The sequence below is a fragment of the Streptococcus caecimuris genome, from assembly GCF_943193075.1.
GTDB lineage: Bacteria > Bacillota > Bacilli > Lactobacillales > Streptococcaceae > Streptococcus > Streptococcus caecimuris.
Window position 1 is genome coordinate 22,855 of record NZ_CALPCT010000013.1, and the last position, 24,968, is coordinate 47,822.

A 24,968-nucleotide genomic window follows, 5' to 3' on the forward strand; every position below is an offset into this window, starting at 1 on the left:
AAGTGTTCTAAACCTCTGAGTCTACTCTCCATACGGATTTCTGACCTTCTGTAGGATGGTTCTGCATCAACACTCATTGGTACCTACCATTTTATCATAATTTATCATGGAAGAAAACTCTCCATACTGGCAATAAACAAAGGAGTATGACCACCGGATAATAATAAGCCAGCGCATTCAAGGTCATGTGAAGGCAAATGCTATACTCGATCCGCTTGTAGCGATAAGCCACCCAAGTTAAGATCAAGGACATACCTCCGTAAGCTACCCATTCCCCTAGGGTACTCGGTCCATGCAAGTAAGTAAAAAAGAGAGCACCGGCTAGATAACCAATTGGTTCTGCCCCTCGAAAGATCAAACGAGGGATAATGGCCCGACAGAGCAGCTCTTCTAGAATCGGAGCAACAAGGATCACGACCATTCCCATAGCAAGAAAAGGAGCATGAGATTGCAGTTCATTCAGAGCCGCTTGGTTTGCCGTCGTACCACCTACCTCTTGTTTCAACAAGGGATAGGCGAGCAGGTTATTAGCCATCAATAAGAGAAGAAAAAGAAAATTTCTCCCCAAAGCCGGCCAGGTAATGACCCGAACATCTAAGTTCTCCAGAGGGCTCATCTTGATGACCTTATAAAAAACAAAGAACACCGCCACTGTCACCAAGAGAGTGAGGATAGTGACCCACCTTGCAGGCATTCCTTCTTGAAGGGAATAAACCATGGTGATGAGGGGGAATTGCGAGAGAAAGAATAAGGGCACAAAAAGCAGGAGCCAGAGGGCATTCTGACATAATGGGTGCTTTCGAACAAAAGACTGCATATTTTTCAATGGACAACCTCTTTCTTGTATAAAATAAGAAGACTGGGGCTTTCGCCTCCAGCCTTCTCACTTTATTTCAGTTTACTGATTTTTGAAACGTTCAACGTCACGCGCAATCACCAACTCTTCATCCGTTGGAATCACCAATACCTTCACACGGGAATCATCTGTGGAAATATCTCCAACAACTCCAAAGACATTCTTTTCAGGGTCGACCTTGCAGCCAAACCAGCTGATTCCATTGATAATAGAAGAACGAACGTTTACTGCATTTTCACCGATTCCTGCTGTAAAGATGATGGCATCTGCACCATTCAAGACAGCCAAGTATTGACCGATGTATTTTTGCAAACGATCGATAAAGATATCGTAAGCCAATTTAGCTTTTTCATCTCCATTGTGCATCGCTGTATGGATATCCCGCATGTCACTAGAAGATCCAGAAACACCCAGAAGACCTGATTCACGATTGAGGATACGGCTGATATCTTCAGGTTTATTGAAATCCTCTGTATGTTCCATCAAGTAAGGAATAATCGCTGGATCGAGATCCCCTGTACGGGTTCCCATCATGACTCCACCTAGAGGGGTGAAGCCCATTGAGGTATCGACAGAGATTCCCTTGTCAACCGCTGTAACAGATACACCATTGCCAACGTGGCAGGTGATCAATTTCAATTCTTCTAATGGTTTTCCAAGAAGTTTAGCAGCTTCACCAGCTACATACTGATGACTGGTTCCATGAGCACCGTACTTACGGACCTTATTTTCTGTGTAATATTTAGTTGGAAGAGGGTAACGATAAGCTTTTTCCGGCATGGTTGTATGGAAAGAAGTATCAAATACCACAACACTGGTAATATTTGGACAAATCTCTCTAAAGGCGCGAATTCCAGCTGCATTTGCAGGATTATGAAGAGGTGCTAACAAAGACAATTCTTCTACTTTTCGAAGGACTTCGTCATCTACCAAGGCAGAATCCTTGAAGTATTCTCCACCAGCAACGACGCGGTGGCCCACACCTGTAATCTCATCGTAGGATTTGATAATATCAAAGCGAATCAAATCATCCAACAAAATTTTTACAGCTTGTGTATGGTCCTGGATATCTAATACTTGTTTTTCAGAGCGTCCATCAAATTTAACAGTTGAAATAGAATCCTTCAAACCGATCCGTTCAATCAACCCTTTTGCAAGAACAGTTTCCTCTGGCATTTGGTACAATTGCCATTTTAAACTAGAGCTTCCTGCATTAATAGAAATTGTTTTCGACATATATTCACCTCATTAAGCGTTTTCACTTCCTCTATTATATCAGATCTTTGATCAAATTTCACTATCCTTTAACCAGTTTTGGAAACTTTCCGTGAAGTGAACCACCTGGTCTTGATCCTGAAGATCGGTAAACGGATAGACAAAGGGCTGGACAGACTCTTCTTCTTGTTTTCGTAGGACGAAAATCGTCTTAGCATAGGCGGGATTTGAAAAAAGAGATTCTGGCAAGGTCAGCATAGCAAGGATTTGAGCCTTGTCTGTTAGCCAAGCTTTCAACAGATCACTCTGAGGGCTCGTCAAGAGGTTATTTGGAGCTAAAAAGATGGCAACTCCTTGAGGTTTCAGGTATTTCAGAGCCTGTTCCATCATAAGGTGATGAGCATAGGTATGGCCTTCGGAGCTCGCCACCTGATAGCGCTGTGCAATCGCATCATCTGGATAATAGCCAATCGGTAAGTCGCTAACGATCAAGTCACTTTCTTTCAACACTTGTGGACGAACCGCGTCGCCTTGTGCAAAGACAACGCTAGACTCCATCACATCTGCGATACTAGCAGATAGATCAATCAAGAGATCATCTACTTCCAATCCTAAGTAATCAATCGTGAGACGGCTATTGTTGACAATAGTCTCAGCGAGATTTCCGGTTCCACTTCCCACTTCTAAGACATCCAGTTGGTCGCTTTTAGCCAACTGATCGATCAAAAATGTAATGATAAAACCAATCGCATCTGGTGTGAACTGGTGATTCGCTTGTAAAGGCTCTGTCTGAGCAGCTTTCATAAAAAGGAATTGGTAGGCTCTGCGCCATTCTTCCTTACTTAAATCTAGTTCTTTTAATTTTTTGCTATTGTTTTTAACAATGTCTAAATCCGTCTTGCCATCCAAATACATGGCATTTTGTTCAATCAAGGCGTCATAAAAGTTGGTCGACAATTCATTTTGAATACTTTGAGTGTTTTCTAATAGATAGGTATAGGCTTGTTCAATTTTTTCGAAATTCATGATTTCCTCCGCACCCTATCATACCAAAAATTAGTCTTTTTCGCTATTTTCTGATGATTCCTTGGTCTCGTTTGGCGTCTCTTCAGAAGGAGTTTCGGTCTCTGCCTTCTCCTTATCTTTCTGTGTCTTCTTCTTTTCTTTTTGACTCTTCTTGCTTTCTTTTTCTTCCCTTACAGGAAGGACAAACTCATAGCTTTCGCCATCCATCTCAGCTTGGGCATGAAGAAAACCAGTATCCTGCCTTAGCTGAACAACTCCAGACTTTAAATGAATCTCTGATGTCTTCTCATCACTCTTTCTCTTTTCAAGAACCAATTGTACCAAAGCATAGGCCCGTAGACGATCTTGACTCGTCTTTAAGATCCGTCTCTCCGCAACCTGACGGTGCAGGTAAAACTGAAGCAAGAGACTAAAAATCGCTGCCATCAAGAGAGCGTAAAGCAAGACACCAGCTTTAACTTTTTTCATTTTGCATCGCTGGTACCACATGATAGACATACTCCCTTTCTAGACCTTCTTCAAAATTCAACCGCAGATGAAGCAACTCTCCCTCTTGCCAAATTTGGCTAGAGCGAACCCCTGAAATCATAGGCTGATAGCCCCTGCCCTTATCATCTGTTTTTCGGATATCATCTCCTTTAGATTGGCCAATGGCAATTGGTTTTTGATCCTGGACCAAGTAGATATGGTTGTCTGCCACTTTTTCAAAATGACTCCGGTCCAATTCCACCTGCAATTGTTGCTGAAAAAGTATCCATTCTTCCTGCTTTTGATGCGCCTGGTAGTCCAATTCAGTATGCAGGAGCTTGGTCAAGCCTTGAAAGACCAACACTCCCCCACTAAGCACTAAGAGAGCGACCAAGGCTTCGAGCAAGGTAAAGGCCTTGACCTTTCCGTTATTCCACATGCAGCACCACCTTTCCTTGATAATAGACTGTGAGTTGATCGGCATCTTTTTCGACTTGAACCTGAATACCATTGGCCTCCAGATGATTTTGCCCTGTCTGAAGCGCCATTTGAGCGACAGATAAGACCTCTACCTCTTTGAAATCCGCTAGTCGCTCCTTGCGCGAACGCCGGATCTCCCCTAACAATAAGGTCGTAATCATGGCAAATAAACCCAAGGCTACCAAAGATTCTATGAGAATACTAGCGGGAACGGATGCTTTTTTTAATTTTCCCATTTCCAAGCGACAGTTGATAGGTCACCACTCCTCTCTGTGTCTGAAAGTGAACATTGGCCAGAGATGAATTGCCACCTGCTCGGTCCAATCGAATAGTTTTAGGATCTTGCAAAATGACAGAATCAGGAATCTCCACTGTCTGGTAGGGCGTTTGAATCTTCCTTGCAGTCACTTCAACATCCAATTCCGTTTGCCTTGCCAGTGCTATCTTCTGACTTTCTTGATAGAGGTGTTCAAACTCTGCAAAAAATACTTTTTCTTCCACCTGCTGAAAGCTCGTCCTGATCGATCCCGATAAGCCCAGATAGATAAAACTGACGATCATCAAGGTCAAAAGGGTCTCCACCAAGGTGAAGGCCTTAATCTGCAACCGCACGAGTTTCTCCACTATTTTTCGCATAATAGGCACGATAAGATTCTGCTTGTTTGTTGGTAATATTTCCATCAGCAATTAGCTTTGATAGAGTGGCTTGGTCATTGGTATGATTGAGCTCGTACAATTCAGCCTGACTTTCGACTACCTTCACAACCGCTGCATTTCCTGTCTCTTTCACGGAGTCTTTTTGCTTGGTCAAATTCGGCACAAAGAGCAATAAGAGCACACTGATGATCAATAAGACCACCAACATTTCAATCAGCGTAAAGGCTTTAACCTTATAGGTTTTTAATGTTTTCATAAATGAACCTCCATATTTTGATAAATCGGCAGCAACATGGCTGCATAGAGTAAGACAATCACAAGAGCCACAAAGACAAACACCAAGGGTTGTATCACATTCATGGCCTTGTGAACCCGACGAAAGAAATCTTCCCATGTTTTTTCAGCGTAGATCTCTAGTTCACTTCCGAGCTTTGATTTGACTTCACCATATTCAATCATAAGGGGCAATTCTTTTTTGAAAAAAGGATACCCCCTGACCGTCTCTGAAAAGGATTGCCCACGGTCTAAAGAGAGAGCTAAGTCCCTTCCAATCTCTTGAAAAAGCTGGGATTTTTGGTCCTGCATCATGGAAAAAATCTGAGACAGCTCCAATCCTTGCCCAATCAGATTGCCCCATTCTCTGGCATAATAGGCTGTCAAATAAGCTTGAATCATGCCTTTCCCGAAAGGCAGATGAGACAAGGTTCTAAAAACCTTGATCTTTCCTGACTGGCGGTAATAGAGAAAGCCGAGTAAGAAGAAGGTCACCAGTCCCACTCCTAAGGCCAAAAAGAGTTGGGGGAAGGAACTGATCAATTGCGTCCCAATATTTTGAGCATCCATTTGAGGAAGCAAATAATTGCGCAATCCTAGCATAATCAGAACTAAAAACCCAAGCAAGATAAGAGGATAGGTGCTCACCTCAATCAGCTTTTTCTTGACCTTGCGCATGTTTTCTAGGTAAGCACTGATTTTCTCCAAGCTCAATGCAAGATTGCCATGGAGCTCAGCGAGAGACAGCTGTGTCGTGACCGCATCTGAAAAACCGATCCCTGCCATCATCTCTGAAAAACTCCGCCCCCGCGAGAGATCCTCTCGCATCTGGGAAACCAAACGACTCTCCACTAGGTGAGAGCGATCCAGAAAATCGACAATCTCAGATAGGTGAAAACCACTTGAATAAAGATTCAAAAACAATTCGATGATTTGCTTTTGTTTAGCGGTAGATAATTTTTTCGGCTTGGGCCTGAGCCAGCTGGATATATCCCGATTGAGCCAAGAGATCCATTTGTTGGTTCCAGCGGCTGGCTGAGTGCTCTTGGTAGTTTTCCGTCGCAAAATCGACCACACCTCCTCCTGCAATTAATCGTTGGTAGCAAATACCTTGTAAAACAATCTTAAGCTCTTCCTCACTCACTCCAAGTTCTAAGAGCCTCTCATAAACACCCCGAACGCTTTTCGCATGAATAGTAGAGAAGACGGTGACTCCTGTCAAACTAGCTCGTACGACCGCACGAGCTGTTTCCCTATCTCGGATCTCTCCAATAATGAGAAGGTCCGGCCGATGGCGTAAGGAGAGTTTGATCAGGTTGTCATAGGTCATGCCGATCTGGTCATTCAGCTGAAGTTGAAGCATATTGTCCTGCTTGATCTCGACAGGGTCTTCAATAGACATGACTTGCTGGTCCGCAAAGCGCTCTTGCGCCAACGCATGCATGAGAGTGGTCTTTCCCGAACCAACAGGACCTGCAAAGAGATAGAGGCCACGACCAGCCAATTTCTTCTTCAAGTCCGGCAACTGATCAAACCAAAACCGCAATTCACGTTCCTCATCATGCAAGAGCCGAATGACCAAGCTTTCATAACCACGATAATCCCCCACCGTCGACAAGCGAATCGAGACCACTCCATTCTCCAAAGGGTAATCACACGACCCCAGCTGGCTGCGCCTTTTTTCTCCCACATTCATCCCTGCCACGAACTTAAAGTGGCTGATAATAGCCGTCATGTCCTCAAAAGGGAAGGACTGCACAAAGCGCCTATCGTCTCCCACTCTCATAAAAACCTGGTACTCCTCCTTCCGAGGAATGAAGTAAAGATCCTGAGCTTCTTCCTTTTTCCCCATGCGGATCAATTTTTTTGCAATTTCTTGAACCATAGTTCCTCCTCTCACTTATACTATTCGAAAAAGAAGACAAAAAAAGAAGACTTTCTAGATCGCTCTAAAAAATCTTCCGAATGTCTCTTATGACAGGGTTGTCCCCTTTTTTGAATCGAGTGTATATTGACAAGAACGGTGTTTGCGACTGCCTCTTTCCTTTTCGTAGCCTGGGCGGAACTTGCTTTTAGGGATCTTGTGCTCGTCTTCTAGAAGGACAATCGAATGGAAAAACTGCACATCTTCACTGCAGTCCTCACACCACTCTTGCTCCTTGGTATCCCAAAAGATCGTCATGAGATCACTCCGACTCTTATAACTTGGAAAGTGCTCATTTAACTCCAACCACTTCTGCTTGTAGTATTTCAAAGCCTGGTAATAGTCTTCAAACTTCCGACTACTCACGATATCTTCTTCCCAACCTTCTAAAAACCACCAGGGTTCACAGTCCCCGTACATTTCAATCACTCGATACATAAACTCTTCCATCCTTTGTATCCTCTATTATATAGAAAATCCTTTGAGAATAAAAGTTTTCTGCTCAGAGCATGATTTTTCAGGTAGTTTTCAGGCGATTTTCACCATTATTTTTCAAAAATAGACTGCCTAATTGCTATTGGGTCCTTTTTTCGAGAATCAAAAGAAGAGAGTTCCAATAAAATGGACAGACCATCCTGGGAACTCTCTTTTCTCAAGTATTTAGAACAATTCAAGTGCAATCATGGTTGTCATGGTTGCATCGTAATAGTTGTTCAGAGGTAGATCTTGTGTAAAGATATACTTGTTCTGTTGCACCAACTTCAAATAGCCTTTTTCATGTTCAGAGGCATAGACAATCGGTGCCAAAAAGCTTGCTGCCTGATGATTGTTCAAGGCCTTCCCTTTCAAGTCATAACCTGCATACAGGTTTCGTTGACTCTTGAAAAAGTTAAGCATCTTTTTCACCAATTGTTGACTGGTTTTGTCCTTACTTTGAACAAGGTTGTATGGAAGGCGACAAGCGTTATACGAGTAGGCACCATCATACTTGGATTCAATCGTCTTGGGATCCGCTACACGCGTTCCTTGCTCATCTACCCAGATGAAATCAGGTAGTAAACCTGTTTTGGTTTGGGAGCTGATCGTTTGGAGTTGCTGCAACATCTTTTCTTTGATATCCAACCACTTCGAATCTTTTGTCACTTCATAAAAGATCTGGAATTGCGCTGGCAGTGTATCAGACGTCCGCATCAAATGATAAAACTCCGAATCCTGATTGGCCCAATTCCCCACCGTTAACACACCAGTTTCTTCATTGTAGTTGTGTGCGAGAATATCTTCTAAAATCGCTTTGGCTTGAACCTGGTAGTCTTTGGCTTGCTTTGGCCATTGCTGAGCAGCTTTTAGAAGAGCATAGGCGATGTAGAGATCCCCATCTGTGGCGTTATGATCCTCATCTTTTGCTTTTCCATTGCTGATGGTTTGTTTCCAAGACATCAATTGGGTACCTTCTAAGCGATGATTTAGATAATAGTGATAGAGTCGGTCAAAGTCTGCTTGTTGGGCTTGTCCTTTTTCAGCAGCTGCAACAGTAATGAGCATTCCATAACTTTGCGCCTCGGATAACACTACTGTTTGATTGCTATCATTGGTGGTTCGAACATAGGATTCTTTCCCTTTTGAAACAACAAAATGCTCATTCCACTGACGATAAATTCGATTTCGCATCTCCACTTTACTTCTCGTTCTCGCTAAAAACAAGGTCAAACAGAAAATGCAAAGGATGACTAGAAACCATACATATCTCATCTTTTTCGTATTCATAATCTCTCCTATCCTGCGAATCGTTTTGTTTTAACCCATTTGGTTTCTTTCCGGTGCAATAGTTTATCCATCACAATCGAAGAGATGGCATCAATCGACACAATGATAAACAGTTGAGAATAGGTGAAATAGGCAGCCAAGGCCAACCAAATTTGCTTGGTAGTGGCTTGACCAAATTGTGAGGCAAGAGCCACATTAATCTGAAGCAGATAAAGCCCAATCATCAAGATCCAATTGAAGAGCATCAATTGCGCAATGTAGATATTTTCTGAATCAAAGGCAAATGGAATTTGCACACCTGGCACCACTGTATGGATACACATGGCCAGAATATTGGCAAAAAAGATCAAGTCCGATAAGACGATGGCCGCATTAAACCAGAAGAAGACACAGGAATAGTTGGTCACTTCTAACTTCACGCGCCAATTTCCCTTACCAAATAAATGCTTGAAGTTGGAAAGAACCACTTCATAATTCCCTTTGGCCCAACGTTTCCGCTGCATATAGTAACTCTTCAGAGTCTCTGGCTCTTGTTGGAAGGCTTCTGAATTATAGGCTAGCGCAATCAACTTCCCACTTTGCATAATCTTGAAGGAAATATCCGTATCCTCAGTCAAGGCACCGTTTTTCCATCCTCCAATACTCTTAACAAATTCGGTTTGAATAATGAAGTTAGTTCCTGGAATCCGTCCAATCTTAAAGAGATGCCACATGCCCACATGGTGGACCCGTTGGGTGACAACAATCTCTTGGTTGATACAGCGGGTCAAGAAGTTTTGATTGGCATTCCGCGTTTTATTGCGGCCGAAAGAAGCCACATGACGTTCTGGATCTTTGAGGACTTCTTTCACAAGGAAATAAAGAGCATTTTTTTCAGGCATGGCATCTGCATCATAGACGCAGATATAGTCTCCAGTCGCCATCGCCAAAGCGTCATTTAGCACACCGGCTTTCCCACCTGTCCCACTTCGATTGATAATGGTCAAATCACGTCCTGCATACTCTGGCAATGCTTTAACCGCCAAACACTCTTCATAGGTGCGATCGGAACAATTATCCGCAAAGAGCAGTAATTCTACACGATCATGTGGGTAGTTCATATCAAGGATCGCTTTGGCTGTTTGTGCAATGACCACATCCTCATTATGGGCGGGTACGACAATGGTCACTTTTGGATAATAAGGAAGTGGATCCGTATTGACACGAAAATCACTGTGTTTAAACCAAAAATGAACGGCTGAAAAGAGGATTACTAAGCCCCAGGCTAAGGACAACCAAATCGAAATCAAGGCAATAATCATCACAATCTGACTAATCATGGTCCACCGCCTTAAAATTTTTATTGACACGGTGGTAAATCACCGTATAAGCTACAAATAATACAATAAAGCACAAGGCAAAAAATACACTGATGCCTACAGCTATATTAAAAAATATATTTGTAAGAGACATGTTTTCCTCCTAATATTCCACAATAATATCTGTTTCAAGTTGACGTTTTAAGTAACGAATCATTTCTTTATAGCGATGGTATTTGGTTCGATTGGATTGATCCACTACAAGAAATCCTGACTGAAATTGGATGCCTTGAACCCCATCTTCTCCTTGGAACACCAGTCCTTCCAACTGTGGTTTTAAGACCGTCATATAATCGCTCTTCAGATCCCGCTCGCTATCAGAAGATAAGATCAAGAAATTACCGTCTGATACATAATACAAGCTTTCATTTGGCTTCAGATGATGCGTTAACAAATAGTTGATTTGGTTTAAGGTCCGATTGTACTCTCTCGGTTGCAATTGGAAGAACAATTCCTCGTGCGACCAGTGAATGAGTAAGGCCTGAATCGTATCATTGGTTTGTCCGCCATAAGAAGCGATGCGGTTGCGATAATCTGCGTAAGCTTCTGGCTCTTGATCCTTCACTTTTGCAATCTCTTTAAAGAGGTGATAGCGAATTCGGGTCAAGATTCCAATCAAGATCGGAAAACTAAAGAGCAAGAGCAAGGCTTGATGAAATGGGATATAGACAACACCCGCCACCAAAAAGACAATCCCAAGGGCAAATGACAACAGGATGGTCCATGTCAACAATAAATCCGATAAAACAATAGCAGAAAATAATCCTAAAACAAAGAACAATCCTTCTTCAATCAGAATCTCTCTTGCAAAAAACAAGCAGTAAAGTAAAAGAAGTACTTCGAAAACAATCAAAATCAGCAACCATCTACTTAACTTTTCCGTTTTTTTCATTTATTCTTTCTCTCCCTCATGAAATTCTTCGGCAGCCTCTCCCTGGCCAAAGTAATGTTTAATGGCTTGTACGATTCGCTCAGAAGCTCTTCCATCCCCATAAGGATTTCGGGCATTTGCCATTTGAAGATACAGGCTTTCGTTGGTTAAGAGCTCTGTCATCGTCGTTTTGACGACGGCAGGATCCGTTCCAACTAATTTCAAGGTCCCTGCTTTGACCCCTTCTGGGCGTTCCGTTGTATCGCGCAATACCAATACCGGTTTTCCTAATGATGGCGCCTCCTCTTGCACCCCACCTGAATCCGACATGATAAAGTAACTTCTCGAAGCTAAGTTGTGGAAATCCAGCACATCTAGAGGCTCAATGAGGTGGATCCGATCATGATCTCCTAATAGATCGTTTGCCGCCTCTTGGACCGCTGGACTAAGATGCACTGGGTAAACCACTTCAATCGTCGGTTCTTGATCCACCATTTCTCTCAGAGCTCCAAAGACCGCTCGCATGGGTTGGCCTTGATTTTCTCTTCGATGCATGGTCACCAGGATGACTTTTTTAGCTGGATCTAATTGATCTAACACTTCGTGATGATAGTCCTCTTGAACCGTGAGTTTCAGCGCATCAATGGCAGTATTTCCTGTCACCACAATAGAGGATTCCGGATGATTTTCTTTTAAGAGATTGGCCTTACTTTCGCCCGTCGGCGCAAAATACAGATCCGCTAAATCATCCGTCATTTGACGGTTCATCTCTTCTGGATATGGAGAATATTTATCAAAGGTTCTCAAACCAGCTTCGACGTGACCAATGCGGACTTGATTGTAAAAGGCAACCAGACTCGCCGCAAAGGTGGTTGTTGTATCTCCATGGACGAGCACCATATCCGGCTTTTCTTTTTTGATAACTGGATCTAATTGATTCAGGATTTTAGAAGTAATGTCCAATAAGGTCTGGCTTTTCCCCATAATATCCAAATCGTAATCAGGTACGATGTTAAAGGTTTCTAAGACTTGGTCCAGCATTTGACGATGCTGGGCAGTAACCACTGTGATGGTCTCAATAACCTCCTTTTGTTTTTGCAACTCCAACACCAATGGGGCCATTTTAATGGCCTCCGGTCGCGTCCCAAACACAACCATAATTTTCAATTTTTCCATAAACTTCCCCCGTCGACATGCATGTAATTCGACATTTTTTTAATTTGTGTACATCTTTTTTCATTCTACCGCCAATGACTTTAAATGTCAAACCGATTTTGGGTTTTATAAAGAAATTACTAATAGTTAGTCATTTTATTATTTTGGTGTTTAGAATACATATCCATATAATCACTAATTGTGAGTATTTTCAGCACGACTTTTACCGGGCTAATATTTTTGGTAAAAAAATAATTCAATAATTATACAATTATTTTTCAAATAATAAATTTTTATAATTTTTTCAAAAAAAGTCGGAACTTGTAGTTCCGACTTTTTTTCTTATTTTTCTACGACTTCAGCTGTTTGAACTTCATCGACTGTTCCATCTGTTAATGGCACTTCTTCGATGATTTCAACTTCATTGACTGCTTGTGGTTCCAAGTTACGGTAACGAGCCATACCTGTACCTGCAGGAATAATCTTACCAATGATAACATTTTCCTTAAGTCCAAGGAGATGGTCTTTCTTACCACGGATCGCTGCGTCAGTAAGGACACGAGTTGTTTCCTGGAAGGAAGCCGCTGACAAGAAACTGTTGGTTTCAAGAGAGGCTTTGGTAATTCCCATAAGGACTGGACGAGCAGTTGCAGGAACTCCACCAGAGATAAGGACATCCTTATTGGCATCTGTAAAGTCTGTAATGTCCATCAGAGTACCCATGAGAAGGTCTGTATCTCCTGGATCCATGACACGTACTTTACGGATCATTTGACGCACCATTACCTCGATGTGTTTGTCGCCGATTTCTACCCCTTGGCTACGGTATACTTTTTGTACTTCCGCAAGGAGGTATGTTTCAACTGACAAGACATCACGAACAGCAAGGAGACGTTTTGGTTGAATAGATCCTTCTGTCAGAGCATCACCACGAGAAACTTGATCTCCCACTTCGACTTTCATGCGGGCAGTGTAAGGGACAACGTATTCGCCCTCACCAGTTGCTCCGCTAACAAAGACTTTCTTGGTCCGTGTAGAAGCATCTTCTTCGATGGCTGTGACTTCCCCTTTGACCTCAGTGATGACCGCTTCCCCTTTTGGATTGCGGGCTTCAAAAATTTCTTGGACACGAGGAAGACCCTGAGTGATATCGGTATTTGAGGCAACCCCACCCGTGTGGAAGGTACGCATGGTCAACTGTGTACCAGGTTCCCCGATAGATTGGGCAGCGATAGTTCCGACTGCTTCACCCACTTCAACCGCATCACCAGTCGCCAAGTTGATACCATAACAGTGACGGCAGACACCATGGCGGGTGTTACATGTAAAGACAGAGCGGATAGTGACTTCTTCCACACCAGCTTTGACAATTTCACGTGCTAGGTCTTCTGAAATTAAGGTATCTGGACCAACGATGACTTCACCTGTTTCAGGGTGTTTAACAGATTTCTTGGTATAACGACCAGTCAAGCGTTCTTCAAGTGGCTCGATCATTTCCTTACCATCAGTAATGGCACGGATCACAAGTCCACGGTCTGTTCCACAGTCATCTTCACGGATAATGACGTCTTGGGCAACGTCAACCAAACGACGAGTCAAGTAACCTGAGTCGGCTGTCTTCAAGGCCGTATCGGTCATCCCTTTACGGGCACCGTGAGTTGAGAAGAACATTTCGAGTACTGACAAACCTTCGCGGAAGTTTGACAGGATTGGCAATTCCATGATCCGTCCGTTTGGAGCGGCCATCAAACCACGCATACCGGCAAGTTGCGAGAAGTTTGAGATGTTACCACGGGCACCAGAGTCCATCATCATAACGATTGGGTTCTTCGGATCTTGGTTATCCACCAAGCGTTTTTCCAATTTCTCACGGGCTGCACGCCATTCAGCTGTAACAGCATTGTAGCGTTCGTCATCTGTGATCAAACCACGACGGAATTGTTTGGTGATTTGTTCCACACGTTTGTGAGATTCTTCAATGATTTCTGCCTTGTCTTCAACGACTGGAATATCGGCAATCCCCACTGTCAAACCAGCAAGGGTTGAGTGATGGTAACCCAAGTCTTTCAAGCGGTCCAAGAAAGCAGACGTTTCAGTTGTACGGAAGCGTTTGAAGATTTCTGCGATGATATTTCCAAGATTTTTCTTCTTGAATGGAACGTTTAATTCCAATTTCTCAATCGCTGCTTTGACATCTTGACCAGGCTCCAAGAAGTACTTAGCTGGAACGCCTTCTGTCAAGTTGGCATTATTTGGCTCTTGAAGGTATGGAAGTTCTGCAGGCATGATATCGTTAAAGAGGATCTTACCAACAGTTGTCAAGAGAATCTTGTGTTGTTGCGCTTCTGTCCATGGTTTGTTCAAGCTATCTGTCGCAATTCCGACACGGGTATGCAAGTGAACATAGCCATTGCGAAGGGCCATGACCGCTTCATCACGGTCTTTAAAGACCATGCCTTCGCCTTCACGACCAGCTTCTTCCATAGTGAGGTAATAGTTCCCCAATACCATATCCTGAGATGGGGTAACGACTGGTTTACCGTCTTTTGGATTCAAGATGTGCTCAGCAGCCAACATCAAGATACGAGCTTCTGCTTGAGCTTCTTCTGAAAGCGGTACGTGGATGGCCATTTGGTCCCCGTCAAAGTCGGCATTGTAGGCTTCACAGACAAGTGGGTGCAAGCGAAGAGCTTTCCCGTCAATCAAGACAGGTTCAAAGGCTTGGATCCCCAAACGGTGAAGGGTCGGTGCGCGGTTCAAGAGAACTGGGTGTTCTTTGATCACTTCTTCCAGGATATCCCAGATGCGTTCATCTCCACGTTCGACCAAGCGTTTTGCAGCTTTGACGTTTTGTACGATATCACGCGCAACGATTTCACGCATGACGAATGGTTTGAAGAGCTCGATGGCCATTTCACGTGGCACACCACATTGGTACATCTTAAGAGTTGGACCAACGGCGATAACGGAACGTCCTGAGAAGTCCACCCGTTTACCGAGCAAGTTTTGACGGAAGCGTCCTTGTTTCCCTTTGAGCATGTGGCTCAATGATTTCAATGGACGGCTACCTGGTCCTGTGATCGGACGACCACGACGACCGTTATCGATCAAAGCATCAACGGCTTCTTGGAGCATCCGTTTTTCGTTTTGCACGATGATACCAGGGGCATTCAATTCAAGCAAACGTGCCAAACGGTTGTTCCGGTTGATCACACGACGATAGAGGTCGTTCAAGTCAGAGGCAGCAAAACGGCCACCATCCAATTGGACCATCGGACGAAGATCTGGTGGAATAACTGGAAGGATGTTGAGAACCATCCATTCTGGCTTGTTACCAGATTTGTAGAAGGCATCTAAGACATCCAAACGACGTACAGCCTTCACACGTTTTTGACCAGTTGCAGTCTTCAATTCTTCTTTCAAGAGAGCAATTTCAGCTTCCAAATCCACTTGTTTCAAGAGGTCTTGGATCGCTTCTGCACCCATCTTAGCTACAAAAGAACCTGGTCCGTATTCACGCAAGCGTTCACGGTATTCACGTTCTGTCATGATGGATTTGTGCTCAAGTGGTGTATCTTTTGGATCGATCACCACATAAGCTGCGAAGTAGATAACTTCTTCAAGGGCACGTGGGCTCATATCCAAGGTCAATCCCATACGAGAAGGGATGCCTTTGAAGTACCAGATGTGTGATACAGGCGCTTTCAACTCGATGTGTCCCATACGTTCACGACGAACCTTGGCACGTGTTACTTCAACCCCACAGCGGTCACAAACGATCCCTTTGTAACGGATCCGTTTGTATTTCCCACACGCACATTCCCAGTCTTTTGTAGGTCCAAAGATGACTTCATCAAAGAGACCTTCACGTTCTGGTTTCAATGTACGGTAGTTGATTGTTTCAGGTTTCTTGACCTCTCCATAAGACCATGAACGGACCTTGCTTGGAGAAGCTAGGGTGATTTGCATACTTTTAAAACGATTTACATCAACCACTATTTCTTACCTTTCCTTGTTTTCATACTTGTTTCATTTGGATACAGCCGTAGGGGGGAAGAAAGGAAACTTTCTTGCCACCTCCTTGGATCTGTATCTTGTTATCGAATCATCCTGCTAGAAGCATTGGTTTCTCACAAGACAATCATTTTTACTGATTATTTTTCTGATTCTTCAGCATCAAAGGCTGCTTTTGCTTCTTTGGCTGCTTTTTCACGTGCTTTTTCAAGGTCATCCACATGAATCACATCATCGTCTTCCCCTTCATCGAGGTCACGAAGTTCCACTTCTTGATCATCTTCGTCCAAGACACGCATGTCAAGACCAAGAGATTGCAATTCTTTGACAAGAACGCGGAAGGATTCTGGTACACCTGGTTTTGGAATTGGTTTACCTTTGGTAATTGCTTCATAAGCTTTCAAACGTCCGTTGACATCATCTGACTTGTAGGTCAAGATTTCTTGAAGGACATTTGATGCACCATAAGCCTCAAGGGCCCACACTTCCATTTCCCCGAAACGTTGTCCACCAAATTGAGCTTTCCCTCCGAGTGGTTGTTGGGTAACCATTGAGTAAGGTCCGACTGAACGGGCATGGAGTTTATCATCAACCATGTGGTGGAGCTTGATCATGTACATGACACCGACAGAGACACGGTTGTCAAATGGCTCACCTGTACGTCCATCGTAAAGAATCGTCTTGGCATCACTATCCATACCAGCTTCTTTCACAGTATCCCAGAGGTCTTCTGAGCTTGCTCCGTCAAAGACTGGTGTTGCGATGTGGATACCCAAGTTACGAGCGGCCATACCAAGGTGAAGTTCCATAACCTGACCGATATTCATACGTGATGGCACCCCAAGAGGGTTCAACATGATATCAACTGGTGTACCGTCTGGAAGGTAAGGCATGTCTTCAACTGGAACAATACGAGACACAACCCCTTTGTTTCCGTGACGACCGGCCATCTTATCTCCGACGCGGATCTTGCGTTTTTGTGCGATGTAAACACGAACCAACATGTTGACACCCGATTGCAATTCATCTCCGTTTGCACGTGTAAAGATCTTAACATCGCGAACGACTCCATCTCCACCGTGAGGCACACGAAGAGAAGTATCACGCACTTCACGAGATTTATCTCCAAAGATCGCGTGAAGGAGACGTTCTTCAGCAGAAAGGTCTTTTTCACCCTTCGGTGTTACCTTACCGACAAGGATATCGCCTTCTTTTACTTCCGCACCAATACGGATAATACCTGTTTCATCCAAGTCACGAAGAGCATCTTCCCCAACGTTTGGAATTTCACGGGTAATTTCTTCAGGGCCTAACTTGGTATCGCGTGTTTCTGATTCGAATTCTTCCAAGTGAACAGATGTGTAGACATCTTCTTTCACCAAGCGTTCGCTCATGATAACGGCATCCTCGAAGTTATACCCTTCCCATGTCATGTAAGCGACGATTGGGTTTTGACCCAGGGCCATTTCCCCTTTTTCCATCGATGGACCGTCAGCGATAAAGTCGCCTTTTTCAACGACATCGCCAACTTTTACAAGGGTACGTTGGTTGTAAGCCGTACCTGAGTTTGAACGACGGAATTTTTGGATATGGTAAACATCAAGAGCTCCATCTTCCCGACGAACTTCTACCTTGTCTGCATCTGCATAAGTAACTTTACCATCATGTTGAGCAATGACTGCAGCTCCTGAGTCATGGGCTGCTTGGTATTCCATACCAGTCCCTACGTAAGGGGCTTTTGGATCAATCAATGGCACAGCCTGACGTTGCATGTTGGCACCCATGAGGGCACGGTTGGAGTCATCGTTTTCCAAGAAAGGAATACATGCTGTCGCAACGGCAACTACTTGTTTTGGAGATACGTCCATGTAGTCGACTTGATCAGATGGGAATTCTTGGTTGTTACCACGGTGACGTCCCATAACGATTGGCTCAGCAAAGCCACCTTTTTCGTTCAACTTAGAGTTAGCCTGAGCGACGATGTACTCATCTTCTTCATCGGCTGTCAACCAAACGATTTCGTTGGTGACTACACCTTTTTCCCGGTCCACTTTACGGTATGGCGTTTGGATGAAGCCATATTTGTTCAAGTGTCCGTAAGATGACAAGTTGTTGATCAAACCGATGTTTGGTCCTTCAGGTGTTTCGATTGGACACATACGACCATAGTGGGTATAGTGCACGTCACGCACTTCATATCCGGCACGGTCACGTGTCAAACCACCAGGCCCTAAGGCAGACAAACGACGTTTGTGAGACAACTCAGAAAGTGGGTTGTGTTGGTCCATGAACTGTGACAACTGTGAAGATCCAAAGAATTCTTTAATTGCTGCAGTTACTGGGCGGATGTTGATGATTTGTTGTGGTGTCAAGACGTCGTTATCTTGTACAGACATCCGTTCGCGAACGTTTCGTTCCATCCGTGAAAGTCCAAGACGCACTTGGTTGGCAAGCAATTCACCAACGGCACGAATCCGACGGTTTCCAAGGTGGTCGATATCATCTACACGGCCAATACCTTCTGCAAGGTTCAAGAAATAGCTCATTTCTGCCAAGATATCAGCTGGAGTCACAATCCGTACTTTGTCAGATGGGTTAGCATTTCCGATGATGGTGACAACGCGGTCTGGATCTGTTGGAGCGACAACTTTGAATTTTTGCAATTCAACTGGTTCTGTCAAAACAGCAGCATCATTTGGAATGTAGGTGATTTTGTTCAAACCGTTATCCAATTGTTCTGAGATGCTGTCGATCACATCGCGCGTCATGACAGTACCAGCTTCTATAAGGATTTCCCCTGTTTCAGCATCTACCAATGGTTCTGCGATGGTTTGGTTCAACAAGCGGTTCTTGATATTGAGTTTCTTGTTGATCTTGTAGCGACCAACTGGTGCCAAGTCATAACGACGTGGATCAAAGAAACGGGCTACCAACAAGCTACGTGAGCTTTCCGCTGTTTTTGGTTCACCTGGACGAAGACGCTCGTAGATTTCTTTGAGGGCTTCATCTGTCCGTGAATCCATTGGATTTTTGTGGATATCTTTTTCAATGGTATTGCGAACCAATTCGCTGTCCCCAAAGATATCGATGATTTCATCATCTCCAGAGAATCCAAGAGCACGCACAAGAGTTGTAAATGGAATCTTACGTGTGCGGTCGATACGTGTGTAAGCAATGTCTTTTGAGTCGGTTTCAAGCTCTAACCAAGCCCCACGGTTAGGGATAACAGTTGATCCATAACCAACCTTACCATTCTTGTCCACCTTATCATTGAAGTAGACACCTGGTGAGCGGACCAACTGAGATACGATAATCCGTTCTCCACCATTGATGATGAAGGTTCCCATTTCAGTCATGATTGGGAAATCACCAAAGAAAACTTCTTGGGTCTTGATTTCACCTGTTTCTTTGTTGACCAAACGGAAGGTCACAAAGATTGGTGCTGAGTAGCTGGCATCGTGGATGCGCGCTTCTTCAAGCGAATACTTAGGTTCGCGGATTTCATAACCCACAAATTCCAATTCCATTGTATCCGTGAAGTTTGAGATGGGAAGCACATCTTCAAATACTTCCTTCAAGCCATGATCCAAGAAATCTTTGAATGAGTCTGTCTGGATTTCAATCAAGTTTGGTAAATCAAGAACCTCTTTGATTCTTGAAAAACTACGACGGGTCCGATGTTTCCCGTATTGAACGTCATGTCCTGCCAAAGTTTTTAGCTCCTTTTCCATACTAGGATAGCTTGGTAAAATGATTTTCACCACCTATCCGGTTTTAACTACAATTGTGTGATTTGCATCACGTGAAGAGCTGTCTCTTCACCTCATTCGTCGCTTTTTGTAATTTTTAGAAAAATTAAATTTGTGTAACAAACTAGGATTTTTCTGAAAAATAGGCACAAAAAGAGCAGCTAAATCGACTTATTCAAGTAAGATTTAACTGCTGTAAGCTCTTATTTGGACAATATTTCAAATAAAGCACACGACAAATTAGTTATCACTATTATACCGTTTTTTGCTCCAAAAATCAAGGCTTTCTCTATGTTTTCTACTGGATCAGACTAGCGTCGATTGCCACGATTTGAGCTGTTTCGATTTGAACTATTGCTGGATGAACTATTGGTTGTCGAATTGTTCTTATTATTCGACTGATTTCCACTGGAATTGCCGAGAATGGCCGCCCAAGCACTTTGATAATCGCTATCCGATCCCCCGATGGCAAAGCGGTATTGAGTGGTTGGCGCTCCGTTTTTGGCCCAAAGGCTCGTCACCATTTGACCGCTCACATCGATATCCCGGCCATTGACATTGACGCGACCCGGTCTTTCACCAGTCGATTTGAGCACTTCAGAGCGGATCACACTCTTATCGAGAGTGAATTTATCCTGAATTCCGAAGAGACTTGGATCTGCTTGGTAGATCGCATTTGCCAACTGCGCCATGTATTGGGCATTGTTGTTGTATCCAGTCAAGGTCTGCATAGAAGCATTGTTGTCATGGCCAATCCAACCTCCTAAAGAAACATTAGGGGTGGACAGCATGAGCCACATATCCCCATTTGAGTTAGTGGTACCGGTTTTTCCAATCCAGTCAGCACCTGCCAGCGTTGGATTGACTTGGCTAATCCGTGACTTAAAGGTCGTTGTAGCACCAGACGTAATAACCCCGCGCAAGAGATCCTGCATAATCGTTGCCGTCGCTGGAGAGTAAACACGAACAGGATCTGCCTCGTGCTTGTATACTACATCCCCATCTCGATCAATGATTTGCTCTACCATGTAGCGTTTGAGGTAGTTCCCATTGTTAGCAATGGTTTGGAAACCATTGGTATGTTGGGCAACAGTGACCTCAATTCCTCCCCCCATTGGCAGACTCTCAATGCCATATTCAGGGATATCATAGCCCATTTTCTTCATGTAGGATGGGACATCCACACCCTTTTCACGAAGGGTCCGGTAAGTCCAGTAAGCTGGAATATTCCATGAGGTATTGAGGGCCTCACGGAGATCCATCATGGCTGTCCCTCGGCTATCCACGTGCATGATTGGCTCACCACTTGAGAAATTAGTCGGGTAGTTAGAAAGGATGCTATTGCTTCCCATCAAGCCTTGGTCGATGGCAATCCCATAGGCCAACAGAGGTTTGATAGTAGACCCTGGGGAACGCTCTGTATCAAAAGCATGGTTGTTTTGGTTGCCGTCAAAATTCCGTCCACCGATAAATCCTAAAACGGCACCCGTACGATTGTCCATGAGGACATTGCCGACTTCTACTAGACCCGTCCCATCATCCAAGACGCTTCCAAAATTCGCTACCGCGGCCTGCATCGCATTGTGAACCGGTTTGTTAATCGTGGTTTGAATGGTGTAGCCACCTTCGCGCAACTCGCTCTCAGCTAATTCTTGGTAAGCCTTGACGGTTTCATTATTTTTCAAGTCTTGCTTGGTGACATTGTCTCGCTTGATCAAGTAATCATACATGGCCTCTTTTGCTTCTTCCATGGCTTGGAAGTAGAGGTAGTCATGCGGTGTTTTCTCGATGCCATCTGGAGCCATGAAGTCTTTGGTCAAGTCGTACTGAGCATAGGTCTCGTAGTCTTTTTTCGACAAGGCTCCCGTCCGGTACATATTGAACAAAACGTCTTTGGCACGCGCCAAACCTAACTCGAGGTTTTCCTTGCTCTTTAGGCTACCGTCTGCAGCATAAGGAGAGTAGACAATCGGACTTTGTGGCAAGCCAGCGATAAAGGCCGCTTGTGGAACGGTCAAGTCTTTGGCAGAGACGCCAAAGATTCCTTGAGCTGCAGCTTCCACACCCGCAATATTTTGTCCCCGATTGTTGCGTCCAAAAGGCGAAACATTTAAGTAGGTGGTTAGGATTTCATTTTTATCCATTCCCCGCTCTAAAGCCAAGGCATCGACAATCTCTGTCGCCTTACGAGTAAAGGTTGGAGCGTCTCCCACGACTTGCTGTTTGATCAACTGCTGGGTCAGGGTTGATCCCCCACTAGAGGAACCCACGCCGGCTACAGATCCAAGTGTTGCCCGAAGAACGGCTTTAGGTACAACCCCCTTGTGGCTTTCAAAATTCTCATCCTCAGTAGCGATCACAGCCTTCTTGACATTGTCCGAAATGGCGTCTCCTGCTACTGGCGTACGGATCAAATCACTGTCCACTTCTGCAATCAAGCTCTTATCGGAATAAGTCAGTTTTGAAACACTGCTGACGTTGCGGACCTGCTGGACCAATTCTTCTGTCTTTGGAACCTTGACGTTACTAAAGAGGCTCGCCGCATAACCAATCCCGATCCCTGCGCCAAATAAAAAGAGGCACACGAACAGGGCGATCATGACATCCCACAAGAGTTTGAGGGTTCGTAAAAAGGTCGCAAAAATATCACCGACAGACCAGCTACTTTCCTCATTTTTTTCCTTATTCGGAGTTTCTGTATACATATTTGCAAAGAATTTTTGAATCTTCGTCCAAAATTCTTGCAGCTTCTCTTTTAATTGATTCACTGATTCTTTCTCCTTGTTCCCTATATTATAGCAGATTAGGCCCTTTGTTTTCAATCACAAGAGCGTAGAAATCGTCACTCAATCTTCTTGAGTAAGGTCAAGAAAATGATGGAAACCATTGCCATTTCCGTGGTTTATGGTAGAATAGAGAAATGAATAAACTTATAAAGGAGAAAAGACACATGCACATTTTTGATGAGCTAAAAGAGCGTGGTTTGGTATTTCAAACGACGGATGAAGAAGCCTTACGCAAAGCACTGGAAGAAGGTCAGGTTTCTTATTATACTGGTTATGATCCAACTGCTGACAGCCTTCACCTTGGTCACTTGGTTGCCATCTTGACGAGCCGTCGTCTTCAACTAGCAGGCCACAAACCTTATGCGCTCGTTGGCGGTGCGACTGGTCTCATTGGAGATCCGTCCTTCAAAGATGCTGAACGTAGTCTCCAAACAAAAGAAACTGTACAAGAATGGGTTCGCTCCATTCAAGGGCAATTGTCTCGTTTCCTCGATTTTGAAAATGGTGACAATAAAGCCGAAATGGTCAACAACTACGATTGGTTCGGAAGCATTAGCTTTATTGACTTCCTTCGTGATGTCGGAAAATACTTTACAGTCAATGCTATGATGAGTAAAGAATCTGTTAAAAAACGGATTGAAACAGGGATTTCTTACACAGAGTTTGCCTACCAAATCATGCAAGGCTATGACTTCTACGTCCTCAACCAAGAACACAATGTAACCCTTCAAATCGGTGGATCTGACCAATGGGGAAACATGACAGCTGGTACTGAGTTGATGCGTCGTAAAGCAGATAAAACTGGTCATGTTATGACTGTGCCTTTGATCACAGATGCAACTGGTAAGAAATTCGGTAAATCAGAAGGCAATGCGGTCTGGCTCAATGCAGACAAAACATCTCCATACGAAATGTACCAATTCTGGATGAATGTGATGGATGCAGATGCTGTGCGCTTCTTGAAGATCTTCACTTTCTTGTCACTTGATGAGATTGAAGAGATCCGCAAACAGTTTGAGGCCGCTCCTCATGAACGCTTGGCTCAAAAGATCTTGGCGCGTGAAGTGGTTACCCTTGTCCACGGCGAAGAAGCCTACAAGGAAGCCCTCAACATCACAGAACAACTCTTTGCAGGAAACATCAAAAACCTTTCTGTCAAAGAACTCAAACAAGGCCTTCGTGGTGTGCCAAACTACCAGGTCCAAGCAGAAGATAACCTCAACATTGTTGAACTCTTGGTCACAGCTGGTGTGGTAAATTCTAAACGCCAAGCCCGTGAAGATGTTCAAAATGGAGCTATCTACGTCAACGGCGAACGCATCCAAGACCTTGACTATGTCTTGAGCGATAGCGATAAATTAGAAAATGAATTGACCGTTATCCGTCGCGGTAAGAAAAAATACTTTGTTTTGACTTATTAAGAAAGTAAAACCACGAAGTTTGGTATGAACTTCGTGGTTTTCTTATACACTTTTTTCTGGGACTATTTCCCTTTTCTGCGATGCAACAAAGCTTGGTTGATTCGTTGAGTTTTTTTATGGAGTTGCCAAATCTGGTAAAGCCAGATCAGACCGTAAATGGCTAGAAAGATCAACCAAGGAATCGGACTCCGTAAGGCTGCCCCCCAGCCAAAAAATAAGTAGGTCAATGCTAAGATGGTAGCTGTCACAACTAAATGCAAGATCACACGCAAACTATAGGTCAAAAACTCTTCTTCCTCAAGAATGAATGTCAAGACCCCCATTGTCCCACTCATCAAAAAGATCGCCAGGATGTTACGGACATTTACAGCGGGATAGACGATGTTGGGATAGACATGGGATAATAACACCAAACACAAATAAAAGAAGGATCCTGTCCTCATACCAGATACAAAATAAGCTATAACTCGTTTCATCACTTTCTCCTATACCCCTAAATAATCCATCAAGGATTTGACATATTTCCGACTGACACTTGATTTCACTCCGCGTGTCAGTTTAGCCATCATATTGCCTGAAAAACTATCCGATAGCGATTCCAAATGGTCGATATTCATCACCGCGTGGCGGGATATCTGTAAAAAATTACGACGATTAATTCGATGTTGAAAATTTGTCAAAGTATCTCTGACGGTGAACGTTTTGTCTGTCGTATAAATGGTCAGCTGATTCTTATCAATCTCGGCTAGAATAATGTCATCAATTTTCACCATGATCAAATGATCATCTGTTTTGATAGGGATCACTACTTGATTCACTGTCGAAAATTGTTCGAGATAGTCCATCACCTCTCGTGCTTGATCGGATAATTGCTTGGCTTGAATGACCACACAGGGGTCGTTTTCTGGGATATCCTGTTTTTCCTCAAAACGAATCTTCATTCCTACTCCA

Annotated in this window: 22 protein-coding genes; 1 reads left to right on the top strand and 21 read right to left on the bottom strand. The window is 43.9% G+C overall.

Going from position 1 to position 24,968, the window contains the following annotated elements; all coding sequences use genetic code 11:
• Positions 1 to 94: 94 nt before the first annotated feature.
• The 19 genes from NFR56_RS06395 to pbp1b all read right to left on the bottom strand — a co-directional run bounded on the left by NFR56_RS06395 (position 95) and on the right by pbp1b (position 22,578).
• Entirely contained in the window at positions 95 to 826 is a 732-nt protein-coding gene (locus NFR56_RS06395) for a CPBP family intramembrane glutamic endopeptidase (protein WP_134974531.1), read from the bottom strand.
• Between the two features lie 72 nt (positions 827 to 898).
• Positions 899 to 2,092 carry an acetate kinase gene (locus NFR56_RS06400; RefSeq protein WP_023919646.1) on the bottom strand — a complete coding sequence of 398 codons (1,194 nt, stop codon included), beginning with the start codon at positions 2,090 to 2,092 and terminating at the stop codon, positions 899 to 901.
• Positions 2,093 to 2,143: 51 nt separating this feature from the next.
• A complete protein-coding gene (locus NFR56_RS06405) occupies positions 2,144 to 3,097 on the bottom strand; it encodes a class I SAM-dependent methyltransferase (RefSeq protein WP_024054899.1) in 954 nt (317 codons plus the stop codon).
• Between the two features lie 30 nt (positions 3,098 to 3,127).
• Positions 3,128 to 3,586 carry a competence type IV pilus minor pilin ComGG gene (gene comGG / locus NFR56_RS06410; RefSeq protein ID WP_134974530.1) on the bottom strand — a complete coding sequence of 153 codons (459 nt, stop codon included), beginning with the start codon at positions 3,584 to 3,586 and terminating at the stop codon, positions 3,128 to 3,130.
• The gene (gene comGF / locus NFR56_RS06415) at positions 3,552 to 4,004 is read right to left on the bottom strand and encodes a competence type IV pilus minor pilin ComGF (protein ID WP_134974529.1); all 453 of its coding nucleotides are present in this window, start codon (positions 4,002 to 4,004) and stop codon (positions 3,552 to 3,554) included. Before comGF ends, comGG begins: the two co-directional genes overlap by 35 nt.
• Complete coding sequence (comGE, locus tag NFR56_RS06420) at positions 3,994 to 4,281, bottom strand: competence type IV pilus minor pilin ComGE (protein WP_134974528.1); 288 nt, start codon at positions 4,279 to 4,281, stop codon at positions 3,994 to 3,996. The genes comGF and comGE overlap by 11 nt, the downstream gene beginning before the upstream one ends.
• Positions 4,247 to 4,651: a competence type IV pilus minor pilin ComGD gene (gene comGD / locus NFR56_RS06425; protein WP_134974548.1), complete on the bottom strand. Its 405-nt coding sequence runs from the start codon at positions 4,649 to 4,651 to the stop codon at positions 4,247 to 4,249. The genes comGE and comGD overlap by 35 nt, the downstream gene beginning before the upstream one ends.
• The gene (comGC, locus tag NFR56_RS06430) at positions 4,641 to 4,958 is read right to left on the bottom strand and encodes a competence type IV pilus major pilin ComGC (protein WP_049489153.1); all 318 of its coding nucleotides are present in this window, start codon (positions 4,956 to 4,958) and stop codon (positions 4,641 to 4,643) included. Before comGC ends, comGD begins: the two co-directional genes overlap by 11 nt.
• Positions 4,955 to 5,986 carry a competence type IV pilus assembly protein ComGB gene (gene comGB / locus NFR56_RS06435; RefSeq protein WP_182322092.1) on the bottom strand — a complete coding sequence of 344 codons (1,032 nt, stop codon included), beginning with the start codon at positions 5,984 to 5,986 and terminating at the stop codon, positions 4,955 to 4,957. Before comGB ends, comGC begins: the two co-directional genes overlap by 4 nt.
• On the bottom strand, positions 5,919 to 6,860 hold the full coding sequence (gene comGA / locus NFR56_RS06440; protein WP_118095988.1) for a competence type IV pilus ATPase ComGA: 942 nt from the start codon (positions 6,858 to 6,860) through the stop codon (positions 5,919 to 5,921). Before comGA ends, comGB begins: the two co-directional genes overlap by 68 nt.
• 87 nt (positions 6,861 to 6,947) lie before the next feature.
• Complete coding sequence (locus NFR56_RS06445) at positions 6,948 to 7,337, bottom strand: DUF1033 family protein (protein ID WP_070674950.1); 390 nt, start codon at positions 7,335 to 7,337, stop codon at positions 6,948 to 6,950.
• 222 nt (positions 7,338 to 7,559) lie between these two features.
• Complete coding sequence (locus tag NFR56_RS06450; RefSeq protein WP_045758997.1) at positions 7,560 to 8,663, bottom strand: family 8 glycosyl hydrolase; 1,104 nt, start codon at positions 8,661 to 8,663, stop codon at positions 7,560 to 7,562.
• Between the two features lie 8 nt (positions 8,664 to 8,671).
• Positions 8,672 to 9,982: a glycosyltransferase family 2 protein gene (locus tag NFR56_RS06455; protein WP_045758996.1), complete on the bottom strand. Its 1,311-nt coding sequence runs from the start codon at positions 9,980 to 9,982 to the stop codon at positions 8,672 to 8,674.
• Positions 9,975 to 10,115, bottom strand: coding sequence for a hypothetical protein (locus NFR56_RS06460; protein ID WP_003009749.1), 141 nt, complete (start codon positions 10,113 to 10,115; stop codon positions 9,975 to 9,977). The genes NFR56_RS06455 and NFR56_RS06460 overlap by 8 nt, the downstream gene beginning before the upstream one ends.
• Before the next feature lie 9 nt (positions 10,116 to 10,124).
• Complete coding sequence (locus NFR56_RS06465; protein ID WP_023919656.1) at positions 10,125 to 10,913, bottom strand: MMPL family transporter; 789 nt, start codon at positions 10,911 to 10,913, stop codon at positions 10,125 to 10,127.
• Positions 10,914 to 12,068 carry a non-hydrolyzing UDP-N-acetylglucosamine 2-epimerase gene (gene wecB, locus NFR56_RS06470; protein ID WP_195189957.1) on the bottom strand — a complete coding sequence of 385 codons (1,155 nt, stop codon included), beginning with the start codon at positions 12,066 to 12,068 and terminating at the stop codon, positions 10,914 to 10,916.
• Between the two features lie 321 nt (positions 12,069 to 12,389).
• Positions 12,390 to 16,043 carry a DNA-directed RNA polymerase subunit beta' gene (gene rpoC, locus NFR56_RS06475; protein WP_070661142.1) on the bottom strand — a complete coding sequence of 1,218 codons (3,654 nt, stop codon included), beginning with the start codon at positions 16,041 to 16,043 and terminating at the stop codon, positions 12,390 to 12,392.
• Positions 16,044 to 16,201: 158 nt separating this feature from the next.
• Positions 16,202 to 19,771, bottom strand: coding sequence for a DNA-directed RNA polymerase subunit beta (gene rpoB, locus NFR56_RS06480; RefSeq protein ID WP_134974524.1), 3,570 nt, complete (start codon positions 19,769 to 19,771; stop codon positions 16,202 to 16,204).
• Positions 19,772 to 20,121: 350 nt separating this feature from the next.
• Positions 20,122 to 22,578: a penicillin-binding protein PBP1B gene (gene pbp1b / locus NFR56_RS06485; protein ID WP_182280192.1), complete on the bottom strand. Its 2,457-nt coding sequence runs from the start codon at positions 22,576 to 22,578 to the stop codon at positions 20,122 to 20,124.
• Positions 22,579 to 22,760: 182 nt separating this feature from the next.
• On the opposite strand from pbp1b, the gene tyrS reads away from it, so the two are divergent.
• Positions 22,761 to 24,017 carry a tyrosine--tRNA ligase gene (tyrS, locus tag NFR56_RS06490; protein ID WP_003004779.1) on the top strand — a complete coding sequence of 419 codons (1,257 nt, stop codon included), beginning with the start codon at positions 22,761 to 22,763 and terminating at the stop codon, positions 24,015 to 24,017.
• A 62-nt stretch (positions 24,018 to 24,079) separates the two neighbouring features.
• Here the strand turns inward: tyrS and NFR56_RS06495 are convergent, their stop codons facing one another.
• Together NFR56_RS06495 and NFR56_RS06500 are read right to left on the bottom strand one after the other, a co-directional pair.
• On the bottom strand, positions 24,080 to 24,493 hold the full coding sequence (locus NFR56_RS06495) for a DUF3021 domain-containing protein (protein ID WP_031572583.1): 414 nt from the start codon (positions 24,491 to 24,493) through the stop codon (positions 24,080 to 24,082).
• A 9-nt stretch (positions 24,494 to 24,502) separates the two neighbouring features.
• Entirely contained in the window at positions 24,503 to 24,958 is a 456-nt protein-coding gene (locus NFR56_RS06500; protein WP_031572580.1) for a LytTR family DNA-binding domain-containing protein, read from the bottom strand.
• Positions 24,959 to 24,968: the final 10 nt, after the last annotated feature.

Excerpts from the sequence above, each read along its gene's own strand:
- NFR56_RS06400 (WP_023919646.1), bottom strand. The coding sequence starts at position 2,092 with ATGTCGAAAACAATTTCTATTAATGCAGGAAGCTCTAGTTTAAAATGG.
- NFR56_RS06405 (WP_024054899.1), bottom strand. The coding sequence starts at position 3,097 with ATGAATTTCGAAAAAATTGAACAAGCCTATACCTATCTATTAGAAAAC.
- NFR56_RS06465 (WP_023919656.1), bottom strand. The coding sequence starts at position 10,913 with ATGAAAAAAACGGAAAAGTTAAGTAGATGGTTGCTGATTTTGATTGTT.
- comGA (WP_118095988.1), bottom strand. The coding sequence starts at position 6,860 with ATGGTTCAAGAAATTGCAAAAAAATTGATCCGCATGGGGAAAAAGGAA.
- comGG (WP_134974530.1), bottom strand. The coding sequence starts at position 3,586 with ATGTGGTACCAGCGATGCAAAATGAAAAAAGTTAAAGCTGGTGTCTTG.
- comGC (WP_049489153.1), bottom strand. The coding sequence starts at position 4,958 with ATGAAAACATTAAAAACCTATAAGGTTAAAGCCTTTACGCTGATTGAA.
- NFR56_RS06500 (WP_031572580.1), bottom strand. The coding sequence starts at position 24,958 with ATGAAGATTCGTTTTGAGGAAAAACAGGATATCCCAGAAAACGACCCC.
- NFR56_RS06450 (WP_045758997.1), bottom strand. The coding sequence starts at position 8,663 with ATGAATACGAAAAAGATGAGATATGTATGGTTTCTAGTCATCCTTTGC.
- NFR56_RS06460 (WP_003009749.1), bottom strand. The coding sequence starts at position 10,115 with ATGTCTCTTACAAATATATTTTTTAATATAGCTGTAGGCATCAGTGTA.
- NFR56_RS06445 (WP_070674950.1), bottom strand. The coding sequence starts at position 7,337 with ATGTATCGAGTGATTGAAATGTACGGGGACTGTGAACCCTGGTGGTTT.
- NFR56_RS06495 (WP_031572583.1), bottom strand. The coding sequence starts at position 24,493 with ATGAAACGAGTTATAGCTTATTTTGTATCTGGTATGAGGACAGGATCC.
- tyrS (WP_003004779.1), top strand. The coding sequence starts at position 22,761 with ATGCACATTTTTGATGAGCTAAAAGAGCGTGGTTTGGTATTTCAAACG.
- comGE (WP_134974528.1), bottom strand. The coding sequence starts at position 4,281 with ATGGGAAAATTAAAAAAAGCATCCGTTCCCGCTAGTATTCTCATAGAA.
- NFR56_RS06455 (WP_045758996.1), bottom strand. The coding sequence starts at position 9,982 with ATGATTAGTCAGATTGTGATGATTATTGCCTTGATTTCGATTTGGTTG.
- wecB (WP_195189957.1), bottom strand. The coding sequence starts at position 12,068 with ATGGAAAAATTGAAAATTATGGTTGTGTTTGGGACGCGACCGGAGGCC.
- comGF (WP_134974529.1), bottom strand. The coding sequence starts at position 4,004 with ATGTGGAATAACGGAAAGGTCAAGGCCTTTACCTTGCTCGAAGCCTTG.